Here is a 19561-nt window from a genome sequence, read left to right as displayed (position 1 = left end):
GCGAGTCGCGGGAGGCCGGAGGAATGTTTCACGTGAAACAGGTCGAGGGAACACCGCCACCCGAGCCACCCCCGGAGGCAGCCGAGGTCTTCGGCGAGCGCCTAGATATCGCCCAGCGTTATGCGGCCCTGCTGGCGGGCCCCGGGGTGGAGCGTGGTCTGATCGGCCCGCGGGAAGTCGACCGGCTCTGGGATCGGCACATCCTGAACTGCGCGGCGGTCGGGGAGTTGCTCGAATCGGCCGAACGCATCGCGGACATCGGCAGCGGCGCCGGCCTGCCGGGCATCCCGGCGGCGATTGCCCGCCCGGACGTGTCCATCACGTTGGTCGAGCCCCTGCTGCGTCGGAGCGAGTTTCTCCGCGAAGCGATTGCAGAGCTGGGTCTGGGCCACGTTGCGGTGGTGCGCGGGCGTGCCGAGGATGCGTCGGTGCGTGAGCTAGCAGCGGACAGCGACGTCGTACTGTCTCGGGCCGTCGCGAGCTTGGACAAGCTCGGCCGGTGGAGCCTGCCGCTTCTACGTCCGGGGGGCCGGATGTTGGCGATGAAGGGGGAGCGGGCACAGGCCGAGGTCGACGAACACCGCGGTGTGCTCAAGAGACTAGGCGCGAACGACGTAAGGGTGGTGAGATGTGGCGTGAAGTATTTATCCCCGCCCGCGACCGTGGTGCTGGCGCTGCGGGGAGAACCCGAGGCCAGGCATCCACGCCGACGCCCAGCGGGAGGACCGGCACGACGGGCGACCAGGAGGCACACATGAGCAGAGCAGTCCCCCCGGCCGCGAAAGCCCGAGGCGGCGCCCAAGCTGTTTCACGTGAAACATCGGGCAACCCGGTTTCACGTGAAACATCGCCCTCGTTTGTGGACACCCCGATCGGCGCAGCAGCCGAACGGGCCATGCAAGTGCTGCACACCAACAACCTCCTGCCGCGCCCGAAGCGCCGCCGCGTGTTTACGGTGGCGAACCAGAAGGGCGGCGTCGGCAAGACCACGACGGCGGTCAACCTGGCCGCCGCGCTGGCGGTCCAGGGAATCAAGACCCTGGTGATCGACCTGGATCCGCAGGGCAATGCGAGTACCGCGCTGGGTATCGCCGACCGCAAATCCGGGACGCCGTCTTCCTACGAGGTGTTGATCGGCGCGATCCCGGTGACGGAGGCCTTGCAGCAGAGTCCGCACAACGAGCGGCTGTACTGCATCCCGGCCACCATCGATCTGGCCGGCGCCGAGATCGAATTGGTCAGCATGGTGGCGCGGGAGAACCGTCTGCGCAATGCGCTGGCCGACCTGGACGGCTTCGACTTCGACTACGTCTTCATCGACTGCCCGCCCTCGCTCGGGCTGTTGACGGTCAACGCGTTGGTCGCTGCGCCGGAAGTGCTGATTCCCATTCAGTGTGAGTACTACGCCCTGGAGGGCGTCTCGCAGTTGATGCGCAACATCGAGATGGTCAAAGCCCACCTCAACCCGCGGCTGGAGGTGACCACGGTCCTGCTGACCATGTACGACGGTCGCACCAAACTCGCGGACCAAGTCGCCGATGAAGTCCGTCGATACTTCGGCGATCGGGTGCTACGCACGGTGATCCCGCGCAGCGTCAAGGTCTCCGAGGCGCCGGGCTACAGCATGACGATCATCGACTACGACCCCGGTTCACGCGGCGCCATGAGCTACTTGGATGCCAGCCGGGAACTTGTCGAGCGGGACCTCGGTGACGGGGGCCCGACGGGGGAGCACAGGGATGAGGAGGAACACCGCCGATGACCGGACCGTCACGTAAGAAAGGCGGCCTGGGCCGCGGCTTGGCCTCGCTGATCCCGACGGGGCCTGGTGAGGGCACCGACGCTCAGGCAGACCGCGGCGCTGGCATGGGACCGCGCATGGGCGCCGCCGCCGCAGACGTCGTTCTGGGAGGCCTGGGGGGTTCTGCTCCGGCGGCCGCCACCGAGGTGGGCGCGGTGTACCGGGAGATCCGGCCCTCCGAGATCGAGCCCAACCCCCGCCAGCCCCGCCAGGTATTCGACGACGAGGCGCTGGCCGAGCTGGTGCACTCGATTCGGGAATTCGGGCTCATGCAGCCCATCGTGGTGCGGGCCGTGCCCGGTGCTGCGCCCGGCTCGCCGCGGTACCAACTGGTCATGGGGGAGCGGCGTTGGCGCGCTTCCCAGCAGGCTGGCTTGGAGACCATCCCGGCCATCGTTCGGGAAACCGAGGACGACAACCTCCTGCGCGACGCGCTCCTGGAGAACATCCACCGGGTGCAGCTGAACCCGCTGGAAGAGGCCGCCGCCTATCAGCAGCTGCTGGATGAGTTCGGCGTGACTCACGAAGAACTTGCGACGCGGATCGGCCGGTCGCGCCCCTTGGTGACCAACATGATCCGGCTGCTTCGCCTGCCGATCCCGGTGCAGCGCCGGGTCGCCGCCGGAGTCCTGTCGGCAGGCCACGCCCGCGCGTTGCTGTCGCTGGAGGCGGGGTCGGAGGCACAGGAGGAACTCGCCGCGCGGATCGTCGCCGAGGGTCTCTCCGTGCGCGCCACCGAAGAGGCGGTCACCCTGGCCAACCGCGCGGGCACACCGACGCCGGTGGCTCCGCGGCGCAAGCCGATCCAGATGCCCGGCCTGCAGGACGTGGCCGAGCGCCTGTCGACCACCTACGACACCCGGGTGACAGTCAGTCTGGGGAAGCGCAAGGGCAAGATCGTGGTCGAATTCGGATCCGTCGACGATCTGCAGCGGATCGTCGCGATGATGGACTCGAACACCCCCTAAAGGCGGTGTTCGCCCAGGTCCAGGGCCACACGGCAGTTACGTCACTGTGACGGTATGGCGCGACGAGCCGGGTGGGAGACGTGAATGGTGTTGACTAGCAGTAGCTTTCGCATTTTCGAGGGATCGACCAACCAAACTGCGCAGAACGTGGCGTCTGGTGGGCCTACCCTCCTATCCTTAAGGGGCTGTCGCGGGCGACAGCACGGGTTGAGACCGGGAGTCCAGTGTCTGTCCGAATCGCACCCCTGAGGCTCGAGGGTTTCGAGCAGCTTCCCAAGCACGCACGCCGGTGTGTGTTCTGGGAAGTCGATCCGGCCACCCTCGGCCACGACGATCACCTGTCGGACCCGGAGTTCGACAAGGAAGCCTGGCTGTCGATGGTGATGTTGGAGTGGGGGACCTGCGGACAGGTCGCCACACCGCCGCCGGCCACCCGCGGTGTCGGAGACCCGCCCTGCCTCGGCTACGTGCTCTACGCACCGCCCCGGGCCGTGCCGCGGGCTCAGCGGTTTCCGACCGGCCCGGTATCGGCGGACGCGGTGCTGTTGACCTCGATCGGTGTCGACCCGACACCCATGGCTGACGGCCTGCCGGCGGAATTGATCTCCCGAGTGGTCGACGAGCTGATCCGGCGCGGCGTCCGGGCGCTGGAGGCCTTCGGTCGCACGCCCGCGGTCTCGGAACTCCTGGATGCGCGTCGTGCCGGACACGATGTCGTCCCGCCCGACGTGGCTCCGGTGTTGGAGGCCGTCGGGGACTGCTCGGTGGAGCACTGCATCATCGCCGCGGACTTCCTGACCGACGTCGGCTTCACCGTGGTGGCCCCGCACCGCTACTTCCCGCGGCTGCGCCTGGAACTCGACAAGGGACTGGGGTGGAAGGCCGAGGTGGAGGCGGCGCTGGAGCGCCTGTTGGAGAGGGCACAGCTGGAACAGCCGATCGGCGCAGGTGCTCCGGTGGCTACTGGACGTGCCGCGGAGCTCAGGGACCGAGCGGTCCGGTCCGCTCGACCGACAGCTCGTGGGCAAGCAGCTCGGCGAACGTAAAGGTTCCGGTGGGCCGGTCGTTCTTGCCGAGCAGGTACAGCCGCTTGACCGCAGCCAGCATGCCTTCGGCGATGGCGTCGCGAGTCGCCGGAGAGGCCAACATCGCGCGATCACGCGGGCTGGTGATGTAACCGACATCCACCTCGACAGTGGGCATCCGCGTCAGGCGCAACAGGTCCCAAGTCCGGCCGTGAGCCCGGCAGTCCTGTAATCCGGTGCGGGCCACGGCCTCTCGCTGAATGAAGTCCGCCAGATTCCGGCCGATCGTGGAGACCGAACCGTGCGAGTTGCCGAAGTGGAACGAGGCCACCCCGTTCGCCGCGGGGCTGACGTGAGTGGCGCACCGCAGGCTGATCATCAAGTCCGCGCCCACGGCGTTGGCGGTCGCGGCGCGTTCGGCGTCGGACGGGTTGCGGCCGCTGGGGCGGGACAGGAAGGTGTCCATGCCGATGGCCGTCATCCGGCCTTCCAAGCGACTTGCCAAGTCCCACAAGATGTCTGCTTCACTGATCGGTCCCGACGGAGTCTGGGTGATCAGCCCGTGGTCACGGCCGCCACGGCCGGGGTCGATGACGATCCGTTTACCGGACAGTCGGGGTCCAGAGCGGCGCACCAGCTCCTCTTCGCGGATTGCGTGTGGCGAGCCGCCGCTGACCCGCGAGGCCAGGAAGTTCAAGGAACGCAAGGTTTCTGGCCCGCAGATGCCGTCGGCGTACAGACCGTACTCGCGCTGATAAGACGCCAGCGCGTTGTGGGTCTGTATGCCGAAGTAGCCGTCCACCAGCCCGGTGTAGAAGCCCAGATCCTGCAGGCGGGCCTGCAGGGTGGCCACGTCGTCGCCGTACATCGGCGCACCGAACTGGTGGTTGAGAATGCGGGCGCCCAGGCGGTAGGACGCCTCTTTGAGCGCGCGATAGGTGGCCTGACCGATGATCCCGTCCACCAGCAGGCCACGCTGCTGCTGAAAGGCGCGCACCGCCTGATCCAGGTCATCGTCGAAGACATCCAGCGCGACGTGTTTGCCCGTACTCAGGTCGGCGTCGGGGCTGTCCACCAGGCCTAACGAGGCCAGCGCAACCCGGATCTCCACCACGGCACCATTGCGGTCGCCGCGACGCAGGCCCTGCTCGGTGCCGCGATGCCGACCCGACATGAGTGAGCCCTTCCGGTTGTTGCTGTTGGCAGTGGAACCGTAGCGGGTGTTTGCCAGCAGATTAGCCAGAATTGTCTCAGATCCCGAGCCATTTTTCGAAAACGGCAAGGCAACAAACAGGCTCAGAAGAGCCGGCGGTCACAGGCCCGTCACGAGGTGCCCGGAATCGCTAGGTGGCGTCGGCGAGCTCCCGCAGCAGCGCCGCCTTACCCTTGGCGCCCACGATCCGCTTCACCGGCTGACCATCCTTGAACAGGATCAGGGTCGGAATCGAGACCACGTTGAAGTCGCGCGCGGTGTTCGGGTTGGCGTCCACGTCGATCTTGGCGACCGTGAGCTGGCCCGCCTGCTCGGCGGCGATCTCCTCAAGGACCGGCGCGACCATCTTGCAGGGGCCGCACCACGTCGCCCAGAAGTCGACCAGCACAGGGGTGCTGCTGGCCAGGACGTCGTCGGCGAAGGTGGCGTCGGAAACGGTCACCGTGCTGTGGTTGTCGCTCACTGAGGTGCTCCCATCAAGGTTTCGGTACCGCTGTCATGAGTGGTGGCTTCTTCCGATTCTGCCAGCCAGCGTTCGGCGTCGATGGCGGCCGCGCAGCCCGTTCCGGCGGCGGTGATCGCCTGCCGGTAGGTGTGGTCCACCAGATCACCGGCGGCGAACACCCCCTCCAGTGACGTGCGCGAGCCCGGCTGCTGCACCACCACGTAGCCCTCCGGGTCCAGCTCGACCGCGTCGCGCACCAGCGTCGAACGGGGATCGTGGCCGATGGCGACGAACACCCCGGTCACCGGGAGGGTGGTCTCGGCGCCGGTCTCGGTGTCGCGCACCCGCAGGCCGCTGACCGTCGATTCGCCCTCCACCGCGACCGGCACGCTGTTGGTCAGGAACCGGATCTTGTCGTTCTCACGGGCGCGGTTGAGCATGATCTTCGACGCGCGGAACTCGTCGCGGCGGTGCACCAGCGTCACGCTGCGGGCGAAGCGGGTCAAGAAGGTGGCTTCCTCCATGGCGGAGTCGCCGCCGCCGATCACGGCGATGTCCTGGTCACGGAAGAAGAATCCATCGCAGGTGGCGCAGGAACTCACCCCGCGGCCGAGCAGCTCCTGCTCCCCCGGGATGTTCAGGTAGCGGGCGGCCGCGCCCATGGCCAGGATGACCGCGCGGGCCCGGTGGGTCTCGCCGTCGGCGGTGACGACGGTCTTGATCGGCCCATCCAGCTCCACCGACTCGACGTCTTCCATCCGCAGGTCGGCCCCGAAGCGCAGGGCCTGCTCACGCATCTCGTCCATCAGCTCGGGCCCCATGATGCCGTTGCGGAAACCGGGGAAGTTCTCCACCTCGGTGGTGGTCATCAGCGCGCCGCCAAACGCGGTCCCCTCGAACACCAGGGGCGCCAGCTGCGCCCGGGCGGTGTAGATCGCCGCGGTGTACCCGGCTGGACCGGAACCGATGATGATCACATCGTGGATGGATGGTGTCTCAGACATCGAGGGCCTCTTCTTCTCGGATCCGCTCGGGATCTGCTTACACGGGCTAGCAACGTCAGCGTAGGCGGCGATGTTCCCCGCGCCGATACTGCCGGGCCCGCATGCCGGTCAGGGGCGCCGAACGGTCGTGTCGGCAAGCAGTCCGGTGTCTGCGGAACTGCAGTGCGGAGCCACCGCGAGTGCGATGACGTTGCCGGCCGGTGTGCCGGGTACCAACAGGAGCACCCCGGGGCGGCCGCCCACCGTGATCTCGCGTGCTCCCAGGATCTGCGTCGAGGCCGGGTAACCCAGCCCGGCAAGGCACCCCGTGCGACGTACCGGGTCGGCCAGCGGGCCGTACTCGGGACGACGATCCAGTAGTTCGAGGATCTCCGGTTCGGACAGCGGCAGCACGGCCGTGGGCGCCGATGCCACCGTGATGGCGTCAAACGAGCGGGGACCGCTGGAGGCCTCGCCGGGCAACCGGATCAACGCCGCCGTGCCGACGCCGACCGCGATCACGGCGGCGATACCGCCGGCCCAGGCGGCGATCCGGCTGAACCGGGGTGACGGGCGGCTTGCGTGCGCCGGTGGCCCGGAGGGGGCCCGGGACTGTTCGTCGTCCGAATCGCTGGACATGGTGCCGCTTCCACTCGTTGTCGTGGCGGCACACGTCGTGCCGTGCCGCCGTCCGGGGCCAAGGCTAACCGGCCGTGGGCCGACGGGCCCGCAGCGGCAGGGCGGGAACCGCGGCCCTGCCCCAGTAGGACGGCCAGCCGCGCCCGACCGCGGGCACAGCGACTCTTGACGGTGCCCGGTGCCACCCCGAACTTGTGGGCGGCGTCGGCGACCGAATATCCCTGCATGTGCACGGCGAGCAGCGCGGCCCGCTGTTCGGCCGGCAACCTGCGCAGCGCCGCGCGGACCACCAATGCCGTGTCCACTTCGGCGGTGCGATCACCGGTGGCCGGATGGTCGATCAGCTCCACCCAGGTCGACCTGTTGCGGCGCACCCGATCCAGGCAGGCGTTGAGCACGATCCGGTGCAGCCAACTGCCGACGGCGGCGTCGTGGCGAAACGATCCGGCCGCCCGATGTGCCGACAGCATGGCGTCTTGCAGCGCATCTTCGGCCTCGTGAGCGCAGCCGGTGGTGCTGCGGGCCAGCCGTCGCAGCCGGCGGTGGTGCCGGTCGTAGAGCGCGGCGAAGGCGTAGCGGTCACCGGCCACATGTGCGGCCAACAGCTCGGCGTCAGTGCGATCGGGGAGCCCCATGGGCGGACAGTAACCAGAGCTGGCCCCGCCGGCACTTCACCCCGAAGACCTGTGCACAGCCCCGCTAGGAGGCGGCTTGCACGGTGATCTCAGAGATCTGGGTGCGGCTCTCTCCGCCGGTGTTTCCCATCGTGGAGATCCACACCAGCAGGTTCGAGGTCGCCGTCGACGAATCCGCGGTGATCTTGTTGGAGCCGGGCTGCAGCGCCTTCGCCGGGGCCAACAAGGTGGTGTCCTCCAGCCGCGCCGGCTTCGGCGTCGGGGACGAACGCAGCTCCACCTTGGTTCCGGTGCTGGACACGTTGAGCGAGACGGTGCCGATCACCGTGGGCTTGGGCAGTTGCAGCATCAGCCCGACGCCGTTCTTGAAATTGGGGAACGGCACCGGATCGGAATAGGTGTCCGTCGACCAGGCGGTGGCCGGGTTACCGTCGATCGCCAGAGCGGCGTCCTGGGGCCGGTCTGCCTCGCCGCCGGGGGAGAAGACCGTCACCTGCACCGGCTTCACAATCCCGTTGGGTCCGCTGGCGCCGGGCAGTGACGATGCCGAGGGGCTGCTCAAGCCGAGTTCGGTCTTGTCCAACCCGTTGACGTCGCCGAAGATCCGGTTGAGCACCGAGGCCAACACCAACAGCGCCACCAGGATGACCGCCGCACCGATGCCCAGGCCGATCAGCACCCGGCGGCGCCGCTCGGCCGCTGCCTCGGCGTCCGGTGGTGCGGGCCGCACCCGCGGAGCGGGCGGTTCGTCACTGACCGGACCCAGCAGCTCGGTCTGCTCATGCAGGGCGGTGGCCTGCTGCAGCAGGTTCGACAACGTGGACGCGCCCCGGATCCCGCCGTCGGGCTGGATCGCATGGCTGGCGGCCGCGGAGATCTGGAACGGAATGTCGGGGTTGACCGAATCGGGCTTGACGGGATTGCCGCTGGAGTCCAGGTCCGCCGGCTTCAGGCCGCTGTCGGCCCCGGCGTCGGCCAGGGGCCACCGGTTGACCAGCAGCGCATAGAGGGTGGCGCCGATTCCGCGGATGTCGTCTTCGGGCTTGGTGTCGGGCAGCGTCGCGGGGAAGGCCAGTGTGACGTCGCCTTCGATGCTGACCCGCACTCGTGCCGGGTGGTCGATCGACAGGGCCACCCCGCTGTGGTGAGCGGATTCGGCCGCCGATGCCAGCGACCGGATCGCGCGGGCCGCGCCGATCGGCGACGGCGCCGTGCCCGCCACCTCCTGGAGCGAGGCGCCACGCACCCATTCGGAGACCACCAGTCCGCCCGCACCGACGCGCACCACGTCCAGGACGCGGGCGATCCCCGGCAGATCGATCTGGCTGAGCCGCTGGGTGCGGGACAGGACACTGGTGAGCTGCTCGTCGGACAGGGTCTGATTCGGGTCGACGAAGGTCAGGGCCACCTGGCGGTCCAGGGCGGTGTCCAGCGCCTGCCAGAACTGCAGCACCGGGGTACCGCCGTGGCGAACGAGCAGCCGGTAGCGGCCGCCGGCGATGCTCAGCCCCGGCGTCAACAAGCTGTCGTTGGCGGCGGACTCGGGGGCCTCAGCCGCGCGCTGGGACGGCTGCGGAGCAACGGTCCGCGCCGCGGCTTGAGGTCCGACGCCCTCCGAAGGAGTGTTGGCCACCTCCCCGCCTTTCGGTGTCCAGCCACCGGCGATGTGTGCGGGCGGCGTATGCGTGGCGGGAGCGTTCACGACGTCCCCGCCGACTGTGGGCAAACGGTTGGAATCAGCGTACGGGACGCTGGCATCGGGAGAAGGCGGGTTAGGCATGCCGGCCGGTGGCCCGCCGGCCCCCATTCTCCGGCGAACCGCGGCCACTGCGGCGACCGCTTCGGGAACCTCGGCACGCACCATGACGGCCGCGATGATCGGCAGCATCACCGCCGTGAGGATCAGCAGCCGCAGCATCGACCCGGCGGCGCCATGGTCGGTCAGCCCCCGAAGACCCAGCGCGCGATCCAGCACCTCGACGACCAGGCCGGCCAGCAGCGACGCCGTCAGCGTGACCAGAACGGTGCGGATCACCTCCGGCCCCAACAATGCCCAGCGCGCCGGAGGCGCCCCGGGACCGCGCACCGGGCGCAGTGAGCGCCGCAGCAGCAGGTGCCCGACGATCGCCCCGGCCAGGAAGCCCAGACCGTTTGCCAGGCCCAGGTAGGCCGCGACCAGCTCCGGGGTTCCGGTCAGGTGCGGAGCCAGCACCGAGGCGGCGATCTTCACCGCGGTGATCACCACGATGATCGCGATGGGTGTCCACGGCTGCTCTCGGGCGTAGAAGACCCGCAGCTGCAACAGCACCATCGCATAGGGGATCAGCGTGAAGGCCGACATGGCGACCGCGGCGCCGAGGTAGCCCGCATCGACGTTGCCGAAGTTGCCGTAGGCGAACAGCGCACTGCCGATCGCCGGTCCGCCGACGGTCATCAGCGCCACGATCGGGATGAGCGTGATCATCATCAGCCGGGTCGCCAGGGACAGATCGGCCAGCACCGCGGGGTCGTCGCCGGCGGCGGCGTTGCGGCTCAAGCGGGGCATGACGACGGTCAGCACCGTCACGCCGATCATGCCGAACGGCAGCTGCAACAGCAGCCAGGAGTAGTAGTAGATCGCCGGACCGGAGGCGGCGGCGGTGCTGGCGATCTGATTGGTCACCACCAGGCCGACCTGGCTGATCAAGACGTAGAGCACCATGGCCGACGCCATCGTGCCGAAGCGCTTGAGCCGGTCGTCGATGCCCCACAGCGGCCGTAGGCTGATCCGCTCCCGGCGGATGGCCACCAGCAGCACGGCGGTCTGTGCGACGACGCCCGCGGTGGTGCCCAAGCCCAGCACCAGCAGCTTGGCGTTGCCCATCCGCACCGGATCCACCGACAGTTCGCCCGGCACCAGCAGGTACAGCACCAAGGTGGCGATCGCGACGACGTTGTTGACCACCGGAGCCCAGGCCGGAGCGCCGAAGATATTGCGCGTGTTCAGGATCGCCATGAACACCGACGACAGTCCGTAACAGATCACCTGTGGCAGCAGCAGGTAGGCGAACGCAATGGTCAGCGGCTCGTTGACCTGCGGGTCCCCGCCCAGCATCAGCCGCACCAGCAGCGGGGCCGCTGCCACCGAGATCACCGTGGTGGCCAGCAGCAACGCGGTTGCCAGTGTGACCAGCCGCCGGACGAATGCGGCACCGCCGTCGGCGTCGTCGCGTTCGGCGCGGGCCAGCACCGGCACGAAGATCGCGGTGAACGTGGCCTCCAGCACCAGCGCGGCAATCTGGTTCGGCAACTGGTTGGCCACCGAGAACGCGCTCGAGAGCGCCGCACCCAGGATCGCCGCCAGCAGCACCACTCGGACGAATCCAGTGATCCGGCTGACCAGGGTCGCCAAGGCCATCCCCCAGGACCGTGACACCACCGCGGCGTCGGTCAGCTCGGGGCGTGCGGGCTGCTGGGCCGGCGTGCTCATCGGTCGCCGCCGCGGTCCGCCGGATGCTGTTGCGCCGCCACGCTCGCCGGGGGCCGGTCCGCGCCGGGGGGTGGCGCGGGCAGGTCGGCGCGGTCGGGTTGGCCGCGGAACCGATGCCAGAGCCGGCGCCCGGTCAGAACCGTCAGGGCCGCCGCCGCTGTCATGGTGATCAGGAACAGCACCATGCCGTAGGCGTTGGAATGCACCGACAAGCGCACCGATTCGCCCAGCGGCATGCCGTTGGGGGTCTGTAGTGCCGCGTCGACCACGAAGTGCTGGTTGACCCGCACTTCGACCGGAACTCGCAGGGGCAGGTACCCCGGTGGCAGCTCGAGCTCCCCGACATCGGTGACCGACATTCCCGGTGGTGCGTCCACGTGCAGCCGCACCCGGATCGGCACCGCGAGATCGTTGCGCAGCGCCAGGGGAAGCGGACTGTGCTCGGTGGCCAGCGTGTAGGAGTCGGCCGGATTGACGATGGTGACGGCGCCGATCAGGTCGGCGACGGTGGTGCCGATGATCGCCAGGCGTTGCGCGGCCAGGCCGTTGCGGACATCGGGCGGTTCGGACTGGGTCAGGGCGCGCAGCATGCCCTCGGCGAGCGGTGTCGTGTACGCCTCACCGGTCAGGCCGGTGCGAGCGTCGGTGGTCAGCGCCGACGTCAAGCCCCACAATCTGCCGATGTCGCTGGTCACGGTGCCGATCACCTCGGGGCCGAAGCCACCCGCCGGCTGCTGGGCCGGCAGCGGATGCTCCGGCGGCGCCGCCACGTCGGCGGATTCGGCCAGCACCGCGGTGAGCGGCCGGGCGTCGGCCAGCCCGGAGTGCAGTGCGGTGGCCAGGGTGGTCAGCACGGCCTGGGCGTCGTCGGCGCGCGGCTTCCAGTACGCCGGCGGCATCAGGATCTCGCTGCGCAGCGCGCCGGGAGTCTCCGGCGATTCCAGGCTTCGCCACAGCAGCGCACCCAGAGCATCCTGGCGACGGGCCAGCGCGGAGTCGTGGTTCAGCCGGACCGCCAGGGAGCTGTCCAGGTAGCCGGGTGTCATCGGATCGGTGCCCATGGCCGCCAGCGCGGCACCCACGGCGGGGTCATAGGGCACCGCCACCAGCTGCGGTGACAACCGCCGGGGCGTGACGTCAGCGGTGGCCGCGGCGCCGGACTCCAGGGCGGAACACTCGCCGGCCGTGATCACCACAGCATCGCCCTGGGCGCCGATCAGGTCGGCGGCGCCCGTCGTCAGCCGGCCGTCGCCGAGCAGGACCACGCCGCGGGTCGAGCTCACCTCCAGGATGCGGTCCAGGATGTCGGCGGGAGTGCGCACCGCGATCTCGTCGAGACCGGCGTCGCCCACCCGCGCCAAGGCGTCCAGGTCGGTCTGGGCGTAGGGGGTTGCGGCGACGCAGGTGTGGTGGGCCAGGCGCCGCAGCCGCTCCAGCCAGGTGCGGGCGGCGTCGCGCCCGGTCCCGGGAAGCGTGGTGGCGCTCGCGGGGGAGTCGGCGACCACGTAGCCGCGGGTCATCGCCGATACCGTGACCACCAGGTCGGGGTCGACGGCCAGGCACAGGGCACGATTGACCACGCCGTTGATGTCCACTGCCGGGCTGGTGGCGAACTCGGCGGCGGACAACAGCGCCTCGAGCCGACCCCCGGGAGCCAACGATGTCGCCAGCTCATCGTCGATGAGCCGAACCGGCAGCGCACCGCCGGGCTCTCCCGGCGTGAGCCGCGGCCGATCGGCCAAGGGCCAGAACATGGTCACCCGCACCGGGTGCGAGATATCGGGTGCGACGGGGTCCGCGGTCAACCCGGATCCAGGCTCGGTGCGGGGCAGGCCGGTCACCGGAAGCAGGAAGCGGGCATCGTCCAGGCGGGTCGGTTCGCCGTAGTCGGGGGTGCCGTTGACGTTGACCAGCACCGGGTAAACGCCGGGGCGGTCGATGTTCAAGGCGGGCTGGTTCGCCGAGCGCAGCGGCGCGGACAACGTGAAGCGGGCCTCTTGGCCGCGCTGCAGTTCCGGCGCCACCGTGACGAAGGCGCCCACCGGGCGGTATTGGTCGTTGGCCCCGCTGAGGTTGGTGCGCAGGCCGGCGGAGGAGGCCACGGCACCGGCCTGCTCAAGCCGAACCACCACGTCACGTACGGGTCGATCGCCGACGTTGCTGACCGTTCCGGCGATGGTGACCACGGGCGCGCTGGAGGTGGTGACGACGTCAGGGGTGACGCGGTCGATCCGGATCTGGACGAACGGTGCCGCATCGGGTTCGCCTGCGGCGACGTGCGGGGCGGCGGCGACGAGGGTCGTGCCGAGAGTCATCAGGAGGACGGTCACCACCGCCACCAGGGCCGCCAGGGGCCCTGACAAGGCGAGTATGGGACCCCCACCACCGGGTCGCGTGCGGGTCACGGGTCCAGCCCGCGACCGTTCTTCGGGTCCGGTGAGGGCTCACCAGTGCGAGTACGGCGGGCGCGGGAATGGGTCTGCTGCCGCCGCCAGGGTGCCGTGACCGGCAACGGGGGCAGGGCGGCCGGACCGTCGGCCTGCAGGCGGTCGATCAACTCGTCGGCGACCAGCGCCAAGCGGCGCTCGTCGGCGTACGCCAGGCGGGACGCCAGCTCCCGGATCGGCACCCAGGCCACCTCGGCCACTTCCATGTCGTCATCGCACAGTTCGCCGCTGGCGAATCGCAACAGATAGTGGTGCACGGTTTTGTGGACGCGGTGGCCGTCGGTGACGAACCAGTAGTCGATGCTGCCCAGCGCGGCCAGCACGCTGCCTTGCACGCCGGTCTCTTCGGCGACCTCACGGATGGCGGTCTGCTCGGCGGTCTCACCGACCTCGATATGACCCTTGGGCAGCGACCACAGCATCCTGCCGCGCCGGTCCACCCGTCCGATGAGGGCGGCCACCTGCTCTTCGCGCGGGCCATCGATACCGTCGACCACCAGCCCGCCCGCGGAGGTCTCATGCACGGTGCGCAGGCGCTCGGGGCCGTGCCGCGCGGGTCGCGACCGGCGCTGAGCCGCACGCGAAGGAGTGACGGCAGCAGCCGGACTGGCCTCTGCGGCCGGGGATTCGGTGTGACTGGCCTTGGGACCAGACGTGCGTCGACCACGGCGCCGCCTGCGGCGCCGTCCCGAATTGGCTTCTCCGCCGTCGGCCGACACCCATGTGATAGTAGCTGGCACGCATGGGCCGACCGGCGCCCCTCGCCGGTGATGCACTCGGCCCCGTTTCATCCCGTGGAGTCCATCGAGTGTGCGGAATTGTTGGCGCCGCCCGCGAGAATCCCCTGAAACCGCACACTCGGCTGCCGGCACGCCACCAGCACGGCGGCCCGCTTCGCCCGGCTTCGCCGTTCTCGCGACCACCGCTAAGCTCACCGAACGTGCCTGATGCCCACCAAGACGCCGATCTGCTGACCGCGGCGGCCGTCGCGCTGAATCGGCACGCCGACGTGCTGCGCAGCCTGGGCGCCCTCTTCGCCGACGCCGGCCACCAGCTCTACCTGGTCGGGGGATCGGTGCGCGATGCCCTGCTGGGACGCCCCAGCCCGGACCTGGACTTCACCACCGACGCGCGGCCCGAGCAGGTGCAGACCATTCTGCGCGGCCAGGCCGAAGCCATGTGGGACACCGGCATCGATTTCGGCACGGTAGGCGCGGCCATCGGCGGTCAGCGCGTCGAGATCACCACCTTCCGGGCCGACAAATATGACCGGGTGACGCGCAATCCCGAAGTGCGCTTCGGTGACTCACTTGACCAGGATCTGGTGCGCCGCGACTTCACCGCCAATGCGATGGCGGTCCAGATCACGCCCGCCGGGCCGGGGGAGTTCATCGACCCGCTGGGCGGCCTCGCGGCACTGCGCGAGCGGGTGCTGGACACGCCGACTGCACCGCAGGACTCGTTCGGCGACGACCCGCTGCGCATGCTGCGCGCCGCCCGCTTCGTTTCCCAGCTCGGCTTCACCGTGGCGCCGCGAGTGCGCGCGGCCATCGTGGACATGGCCCCGGAGCTGGGCCGCATCACCGCCGAACGCGTGGCGGCCGAACTGGACAAGATGCTGGTGGGCGCCGACCCGGTCGCCGGCCTGGACCTGATGGTGGCCACCGGGATGGGCGATGTGGTGTTGCCCGAAGTCGGCGGCATGCGGATGGCCATCGATGAGCATCACCAGCACAAGGACGTCTACCAGCATTCGCTGACCGTGCTGCGCCAGGCGATCGACTTAGAGGACTCGGGCCCCGACGGCGGCCCCGATCTGGTGCTGCGCTGGGCGGCGCTGTTGCACGACATCGGCAAGCCGGCCACCCGGCGCCACGAGAGTGACGGAGGCGTCAGTTTTCACCACCACGAGGTGGTGGGCGCGAAGATGGCCCGGAAACGAATGCGCGCACTGCGCTACTCCAAGCAGATGGTCGACGACGTGTCCCAGCTGGTCTACCTGCACCTGCGGTTTCACGGTTACGGCGACGGCAAGTGGACCGACTCGGCGGTGCGCCGGTATGTCACCGATGCGGGACCGCTGCTGGCTCGGCTGCACAAGCTGGTCCGCGCGGACTGCACCACACGCAACAAGCGGCGTGCGGCCCGCCTGCAGGCAAGCTACGACCAACTCGAAGAGCGGATCGCGGAACTGGCCGCCCGGGAGGACCTGCAGCGCGTGCGGCCCGACTTGGACGGCAACGAGATCATGGCGCTGCTCGACATCCCGGCGGGTCCGCAGGTGGGACGGGCGTGGAGCTACCTCAAGGAGCTCCGCCTGGAGCGCGGACCGCTGACGCGCGAAGAGGCGACGGCGGAATTGCTGAGCTGGTGGCAGACGCAGGGGAACCGATAGCGGCACCGGCCCGTCAGATGCGGGTATGGACTATTGCCTCAGCGACGGTGACGGTTCGGCCGCGATGTGGACCGGTCCACCGGATGTGGACCTGGACGGCGACGGGGTGGCCGACGGCATCAGTCTGGACTTCGACGGGGACGGGCTGCGCGACGACGCGCTCGTCGACCTCGACGGCGACGGGCTGGTCGACCACCTCCTGCTCGACCTCGACGACGACGGCATCCCGGAGGCCGCGTTCGTCGACGACGGCACGGGCACCTGGGGACACGGCATGGCGGCCGGCTCAGCGGACCGCTCGGGCGGACTGCGCTGGCTGGACCTCGACGGTCTCGAGCACGCCGGCGGTCCGCTGGTGGACTTCGAGCGAGACGGCCGCATCGACGATCGCCTGCTCGACTTTGACGGTGACGGGCGAGCCGACCGGGTCTTGATCGGCAACGGCGCGGGGGGTTACGCAGCCGCCTACGTCGACACCGATGGTGATGGCAGGTGGGACCTGAAACTCACCGACGCCGATGGAGACGGGGCCGCCGACGGCGCGACCGCGCTGTAGGCGCCTGCTCAGCGCCCCGGCGGTACTGATGCGGCCGGGTCTCGCTTCGCGCTGGCGCGCTCAGCGCCCCCGGCGGTACTGATGCGGCCGGGTCTCGCTTCGCGCTGGCGCGCTCAGCGCCCCCGGCGGTACTGATGCGGCCGGGTCTCGCTTCGCGCTGGCGCGCTCAGCGCCCCCGGCCGGGAGGCCCCGCGAAAGCTTGCGCTATCTCCAACCAGCGCTGCGCATCGTCGCCGTGCGCCGTGACATCCAGGTCAGCCAGCGCACGTCGCTGGGTCACCAGGAAGCAGAAGTCCTCGGCGGTGCCCGTCACCCGTTGCTCGGCGTTGACCGGCCCCCACGCCCAGACACCGCCTTCGGGTGCGTGTAGTTCCACGTGAAACGGTTCGGCCGGCGGGGCCAGGTTGTGCACGCTGAAGGCGAAATCGCGGGTCCGCACGCCCAGGTGTGCGATGGACCGCAACCGCGCGGTGGCGCGTCGCCGCACCCCGAGCGCATCGGCGACGTCCAGGCCGTGGGCCCAGGTCTCCATCAGCCGGGCGGTGGCCATCGACGCGGCGCTCATCGGGGGGCCGAACCACGGCAGTTTGCGACCGTCGGGCACGCCCCGCAGCGCCTCATGCAACTGCGTGCGCGTCGAACGCCACTCCGCGAGCAGATCGGCGGGCGCGAGTTCGGCGAGTTCGGCCGCGCCTTCGTCAACGAAGCCGGAAGGATTGCGCAGGGCCTCAGCGAGGTTTTCGGCGAAAGCTGCCTCGTCGACGATGGCGGTCAGCGACTGCCGGTCTGTCCACAGCAGATGCCCGATCTGGTGGGCTATCGACCAGCCCGCCGCGGGTGTGGGAGCACCCCACTGACTGTCGACCAGGGGAGCCACCAGGGCGTCGAGCTCGTCGCTCTCGGCACTGAGATCGGCGACGATCGGTTCAGTTTCGGCCATGCTCGTACTCTAAGCCCAGCGGTTCTGCCCGCCGCCCGATGAACGCGTGCGCGGCCAAACCCGACAGATACAGCAGCGTGCCGGCCACAATCAGCAACGGTGCCTGCCCGTCGGCGGGAATCACCGCCGCGGCACCTGCCACGGCGACGATGAATGACACCCAGAACAGTGAGTCCTGGACCGCGAACACATGACCGCGCAACGCATCATCGACGTCGATCTGCATCGCGGTGTCGGCACACAGTTTGACCACCTGCCCGGCCACCCCGAGCAGGAAGCCGCACAGCACCAGAACGGGCAGATACAGGCCGATGGCGGCCAGCTGGATGACCGCCGCCGCGGCCAGGGCGCCATTGACCGTGGCGTAGCGCCCCCACCGGTGGACCGCCGGCGGAGTCAGCAGGGTGGCCAGAAACGATCCGGCGCCCGCTGACGCGACGAACAGTGCGGTGGTTCCCAGTCCGGACACCGTGTGCTCGCCCACGTGGCGAACCAGCACCAGCACCACCAAGGTATTGACGCCGAACGCCATCCGGTGCGCGGCCAGTCCGGACAGGGTGGCCGACACGGTGGGTCGGTGGCGGACCGTCCGGATACCGTGCACCCAGCCGGTGGTCACCGCGTAGAGCACCGAGCCGTGGATCGCGCGTTTGGTGTCGTCGGGGCCGAGCACATGGGCGCCGAAACGCACCGCCAGCACCAAAGCGATCGTGACGGGGACGGCCACCGCCGCAATGACCGAGGCCGCTCCCCGGTCATCGGTGCCCACCAACCAGCGCGGCAGCAGCATGAAGTTGGCGCCCAGGAAGGCCGCCACCGCACCGGTGGCGATGGCCAGGGCGTTCATCGTCACGACCTTGTCGCGCGGCACCACGTGCGGCAGCGCCGCGGACAGGCCCGAGGCGATGAACCGGGTGAATCCGTTGGCGACCAGCGCCGCACACAGCACGGGCAGGTCGCTGGTACCGCACGCCAACAGCGCCGCAATCCCAAGAACCAATATCAACCGGGCAAGGTTGGCCACCACCAGAACCCCGCGCCGGTCCCAGCGGTCCAGGAGGGCGCCGGCGAACGGGCCCAGCACCGAATACGGCAGGAACAGCACGGCGAAGGCGCCCGCGATCGCCCACGGTGAGGCGGCGCGGTCGGGGTTGAACAGCAGGGCTCCGGCCAGCCCGGCCTGAAACAGCCCGTCCCCGAATTGGCTGGCGGCCCGCAATTCCAGCAGCCGGCGAAACTCCGGCAGCCCGCGCGCCGTCCGCCACAGTGACGTGGGTGCGCGGTCATCCACCACAGAACCTCTTCCAGACTCGGGCGGCGGCAGGGCAGGGACCCCAGACCAGCGTACAAATCGCCGGCGCCGGCCGATGTTCGGCACAGCTCAACACGAACCACGGCGGCGGGTGCCATGATGGAAAAATGGCTCAGCCCGAAGAACCCGAGGACGCAGAACAGTTCGTCGCGCCCGCTGCACATCGGGTACGGGCCGGCACGCTGCTGCTCGCCAACACCGACCTGCTCGAACCCACCTTCCGGCGCACGGTGATCTATGTGGTCGAGCACAACGACGGCGGGACGCTCGGTGTGGTTCTCAACCGTCCCAGCGAGACGGCCGTCTACAACGTGCTGCCGCAGTGGTCTGAGCTGGCAGCCAAGCCGAAGACGATGTTCATCGGAGGGCCGGTGAAGCGCGACGCCGCCCTGTGCGTCGGCCTGCTGCGGGTCGGCGCCGAACACCAGGGTGTGCCCGGGCTGCGTCACATCGACGGGCGCCTGGTGATGGTCGACCTGGACGCGGACCCCGACGCCATCGCGCCACACGTGGAGGGGGTCCGGATCTTCGCCGGCTATGCCGGTTGGACCATCGGCCAGCTTGAGGCGGAGATCGAGCGCGATGACTGGATCGTGCTGTCGGCCCTGCCGTCCGACGTGATGGTTCCGCCGCGCGTGGACCTGTGGGGCCGAGCCCTGCGACGGCAGCCGTGGCCCACCTCGTTGCTGGCGACCCACCCGATCGACATCAGCCGCAACTAAGCGGCGCCGGG

General features: G+C 69.6%; 16 protein-coding genes and 1 pseudogene. 7 read left to right on the top strand and 10 right to left on the bottom strand.

The genetic code is table 11. From position 1 onward, the window contains the following. Positions 1 to 23 precede the first annotated feature (23 nt). From rsmG to BST15_RS13100, 4 genes are all read left to right on the top strand, one after another. On the top strand, positions 24 to 758 hold the full coding sequence (gene rsmG, locus BST15_RS13115; protein ID WP_188108855.1) for a 16S rRNA (guanine(527)-N(7))-methyltransferase RsmG: 735 nt from the start codon (positions 24 to 26) through the stop codon (positions 756 to 758). Next, positions 755 to 1762, top strand: a complete 1008-nt coding sequence (locus BST15_RS13110) for a ParA family protein (RefSeq protein ID WP_083070988.1) — start codon at positions 755 to 757, stop codon at positions 1760 to 1762. The genes rsmG and BST15_RS13110 overlap by 4 nt, the downstream gene beginning before the upstream one ends. Beyond that, complete coding sequence (locus BST15_RS13105; protein ID WP_046190108.1) at positions 1759 to 2769, top strand: ParB/RepB/Spo0J family partition protein; 1011 nt, start codon at positions 1759 to 1761, stop codon at positions 2767 to 2769. Before BST15_RS13110 ends, BST15_RS13105 begins: the two co-directional genes overlap by 4 nt. A 224-nt stretch (positions 2770 to 2993) precedes the next feature. Further along, positions 2994 to 3815, top strand: coding sequence for an acetyltransferase (locus BST15_RS13100; RefSeq protein WP_188108856.1), 822 nt, complete (start codon positions 2994 to 2996; stop codon positions 3813 to 3815). On the opposite strand, the gene BST15_RS13095 is transcribed toward BST15_RS13100, so the two are convergent. The 8 genes and pseudogenes from BST15_RS13095 to BST15_RS13060 form a co-directional block, all read right to left on the bottom strand. After that, a complete protein-coding gene (locus tag BST15_RS13095) occupies positions 3751 to 4968 on the bottom strand; it encodes an N-acetylmuramoyl-L-alanine amidase (protein ID WP_046190107.1) in 1218 nt (405 codons plus the stop codon). The two genes, BST15_RS13100 and BST15_RS13095, sit on opposite strands and share 65 nt — an antisense overlap. Positions 4969 to 5137: 169 nt before the next feature. Next, positions 5138 to 5470 carry a thioredoxin gene (gene trxA, locus BST15_RS13090; RefSeq protein WP_046190106.1) on the bottom strand — a complete coding sequence of 111 codons (333 nt, stop codon included), beginning with the start codon at positions 5468 to 5470 and terminating at the stop codon, positions 5138 to 5140. Beyond that, positions 5467 to 6456 carry a thioredoxin-disulfide reductase gene (gene trxB / locus BST15_RS13085; RefSeq protein ID WP_046190105.1) on the bottom strand — a complete coding sequence of 330 codons (990 nt, stop codon included), beginning with the start codon at positions 6454 to 6456 and terminating at the stop codon, positions 5467 to 5469. Before trxB ends, trxA begins: the two co-directional genes overlap by 4 nt. 108 nt (positions 6457 to 6564) lie before the next feature. Beyond that, positions 6565 to 6957 carry a hypothetical protein gene (locus tag BST15_RS13080; protein ID WP_052751432.1) on the bottom strand — a complete coding sequence of 131 codons (393 nt, stop codon included), beginning with the start codon at positions 6955 to 6957 and terminating at the stop codon, positions 6565 to 6567. Positions 6958 to 7151: 194 nt separating this feature from the next. Continuing rightward, positions 7152 to 7709, bottom strand: a pseudogene (sigM, locus tag BST15_RS13075) (RNA polymerase sigma factor SigM); the annotation flags it as partial. 64 nt (positions 7710 to 7773) lie between these two features. Beyond that, the gene (gene murJ / locus BST15_RS13070; protein ID WP_046190104.1) at positions 7774 to 11178 is read right to left on the bottom strand and encodes a murein biosynthesis integral membrane protein MurJ; all 3405 of its coding nucleotides are present in this window, start codon (positions 11176 to 11178) and stop codon (positions 7774 to 7776) included. Continuing rightward, the gene (locus BST15_RS13065) at positions 11175 to 13550 is read right to left on the bottom strand and encodes a hypothetical protein (protein ID WP_370759871.1); all 2376 of its coding nucleotides are present in this window, start codon (positions 13548 to 13550) and stop codon (positions 11175 to 11177) included. The genes murJ and BST15_RS13065 overlap by 4 nt, the downstream gene beginning before the upstream one ends. Before the next feature lie 29 nt (positions 13551 to 13579). Next, entirely contained in the window at positions 13580 to 14344 is a 765-nt protein-coding gene (locus BST15_RS13060; RefSeq protein WP_370759870.1) for an NUDIX hydrolase, read from the bottom strand. 221 nt (positions 14345 to 14565) lie between these two features. Here BST15_RS13060 and BST15_RS13055 point away from each other — a divergent pair, with 221 nt between their 5' ends. Both BST15_RS13055 and BST15_RS13050 read left to right on the top strand, forming a co-directional pair. Next, positions 14566 to 16020 (top strand): CCA tRNA nucleotidyltransferase, encoded by a 1455-nt coding sequence (locus BST15_RS13055; protein WP_046191154.1) that lies wholly within the window; start codon positions 14566 to 14568, stop codon positions 16018 to 16020. Positions 16021 to 16045: 25 nt separating this feature from the next. Further along, positions 16046 to 16576, top strand: coding sequence for a hypothetical protein (locus tag BST15_RS13050; RefSeq protein WP_046191155.1), 531 nt, complete (start codon positions 16046 to 16048; stop codon positions 16574 to 16576). A gap of 166 nt (positions 16577 to 16742) precedes the next feature. Here the strand turns inward: BST15_RS13050 and BST15_RS13045 are convergent, their stop codons facing one another. Both BST15_RS13045 and BST15_RS13040 read right to left on the bottom strand, forming a co-directional pair. Then, positions 16743 to 17516: a TIGR03084 family metal-binding protein gene (locus tag BST15_RS13045; protein WP_046191156.1), complete on the bottom strand. Its 774-nt coding sequence runs from the start codon at positions 17514 to 17516 to the stop codon at positions 16743 to 16745. Then, positions 17503 to 18810 (bottom strand): MFS transporter, encoded by a 1308-nt coding sequence (locus BST15_RS13040; RefSeq protein WP_046191157.1) that lies wholly within the window; start codon positions 18808 to 18810, stop codon positions 17503 to 17505. The genes BST15_RS13045 and BST15_RS13040 overlap by 14 nt, the downstream gene beginning before the upstream one ends. Positions 18811 to 18935: 125 nt before the next feature. On the opposite strand from BST15_RS13040, the gene BST15_RS13035 reads away from it, so the two are divergent. Continuing rightward, the gene (locus BST15_RS13035; RefSeq protein WP_046191158.1) at positions 18936 to 19550 is read left to right on the top strand and encodes a YqgE/AlgH family protein; all 615 of its coding nucleotides are present in this window, start codon (positions 18936 to 18938) and stop codon (positions 19548 to 19550) included. Positions 19551 to 19561: the final 11 nt, after the last annotated feature.

It is taken from the genome of Mycolicibacter arupensis, assembly GCF_002086515.1.
GTDB classification, from domain to species: domain Bacteria; phylum Actinomycetota; class Actinomycetes; order Mycobacteriales; family Mycobacteriaceae; genus Mycobacterium; species Mycobacterium arupense.
Note: the sequence above shows the minus strand (reverse complement) of the source record. Positions and strands in the feature narration are given on the sequence as shown.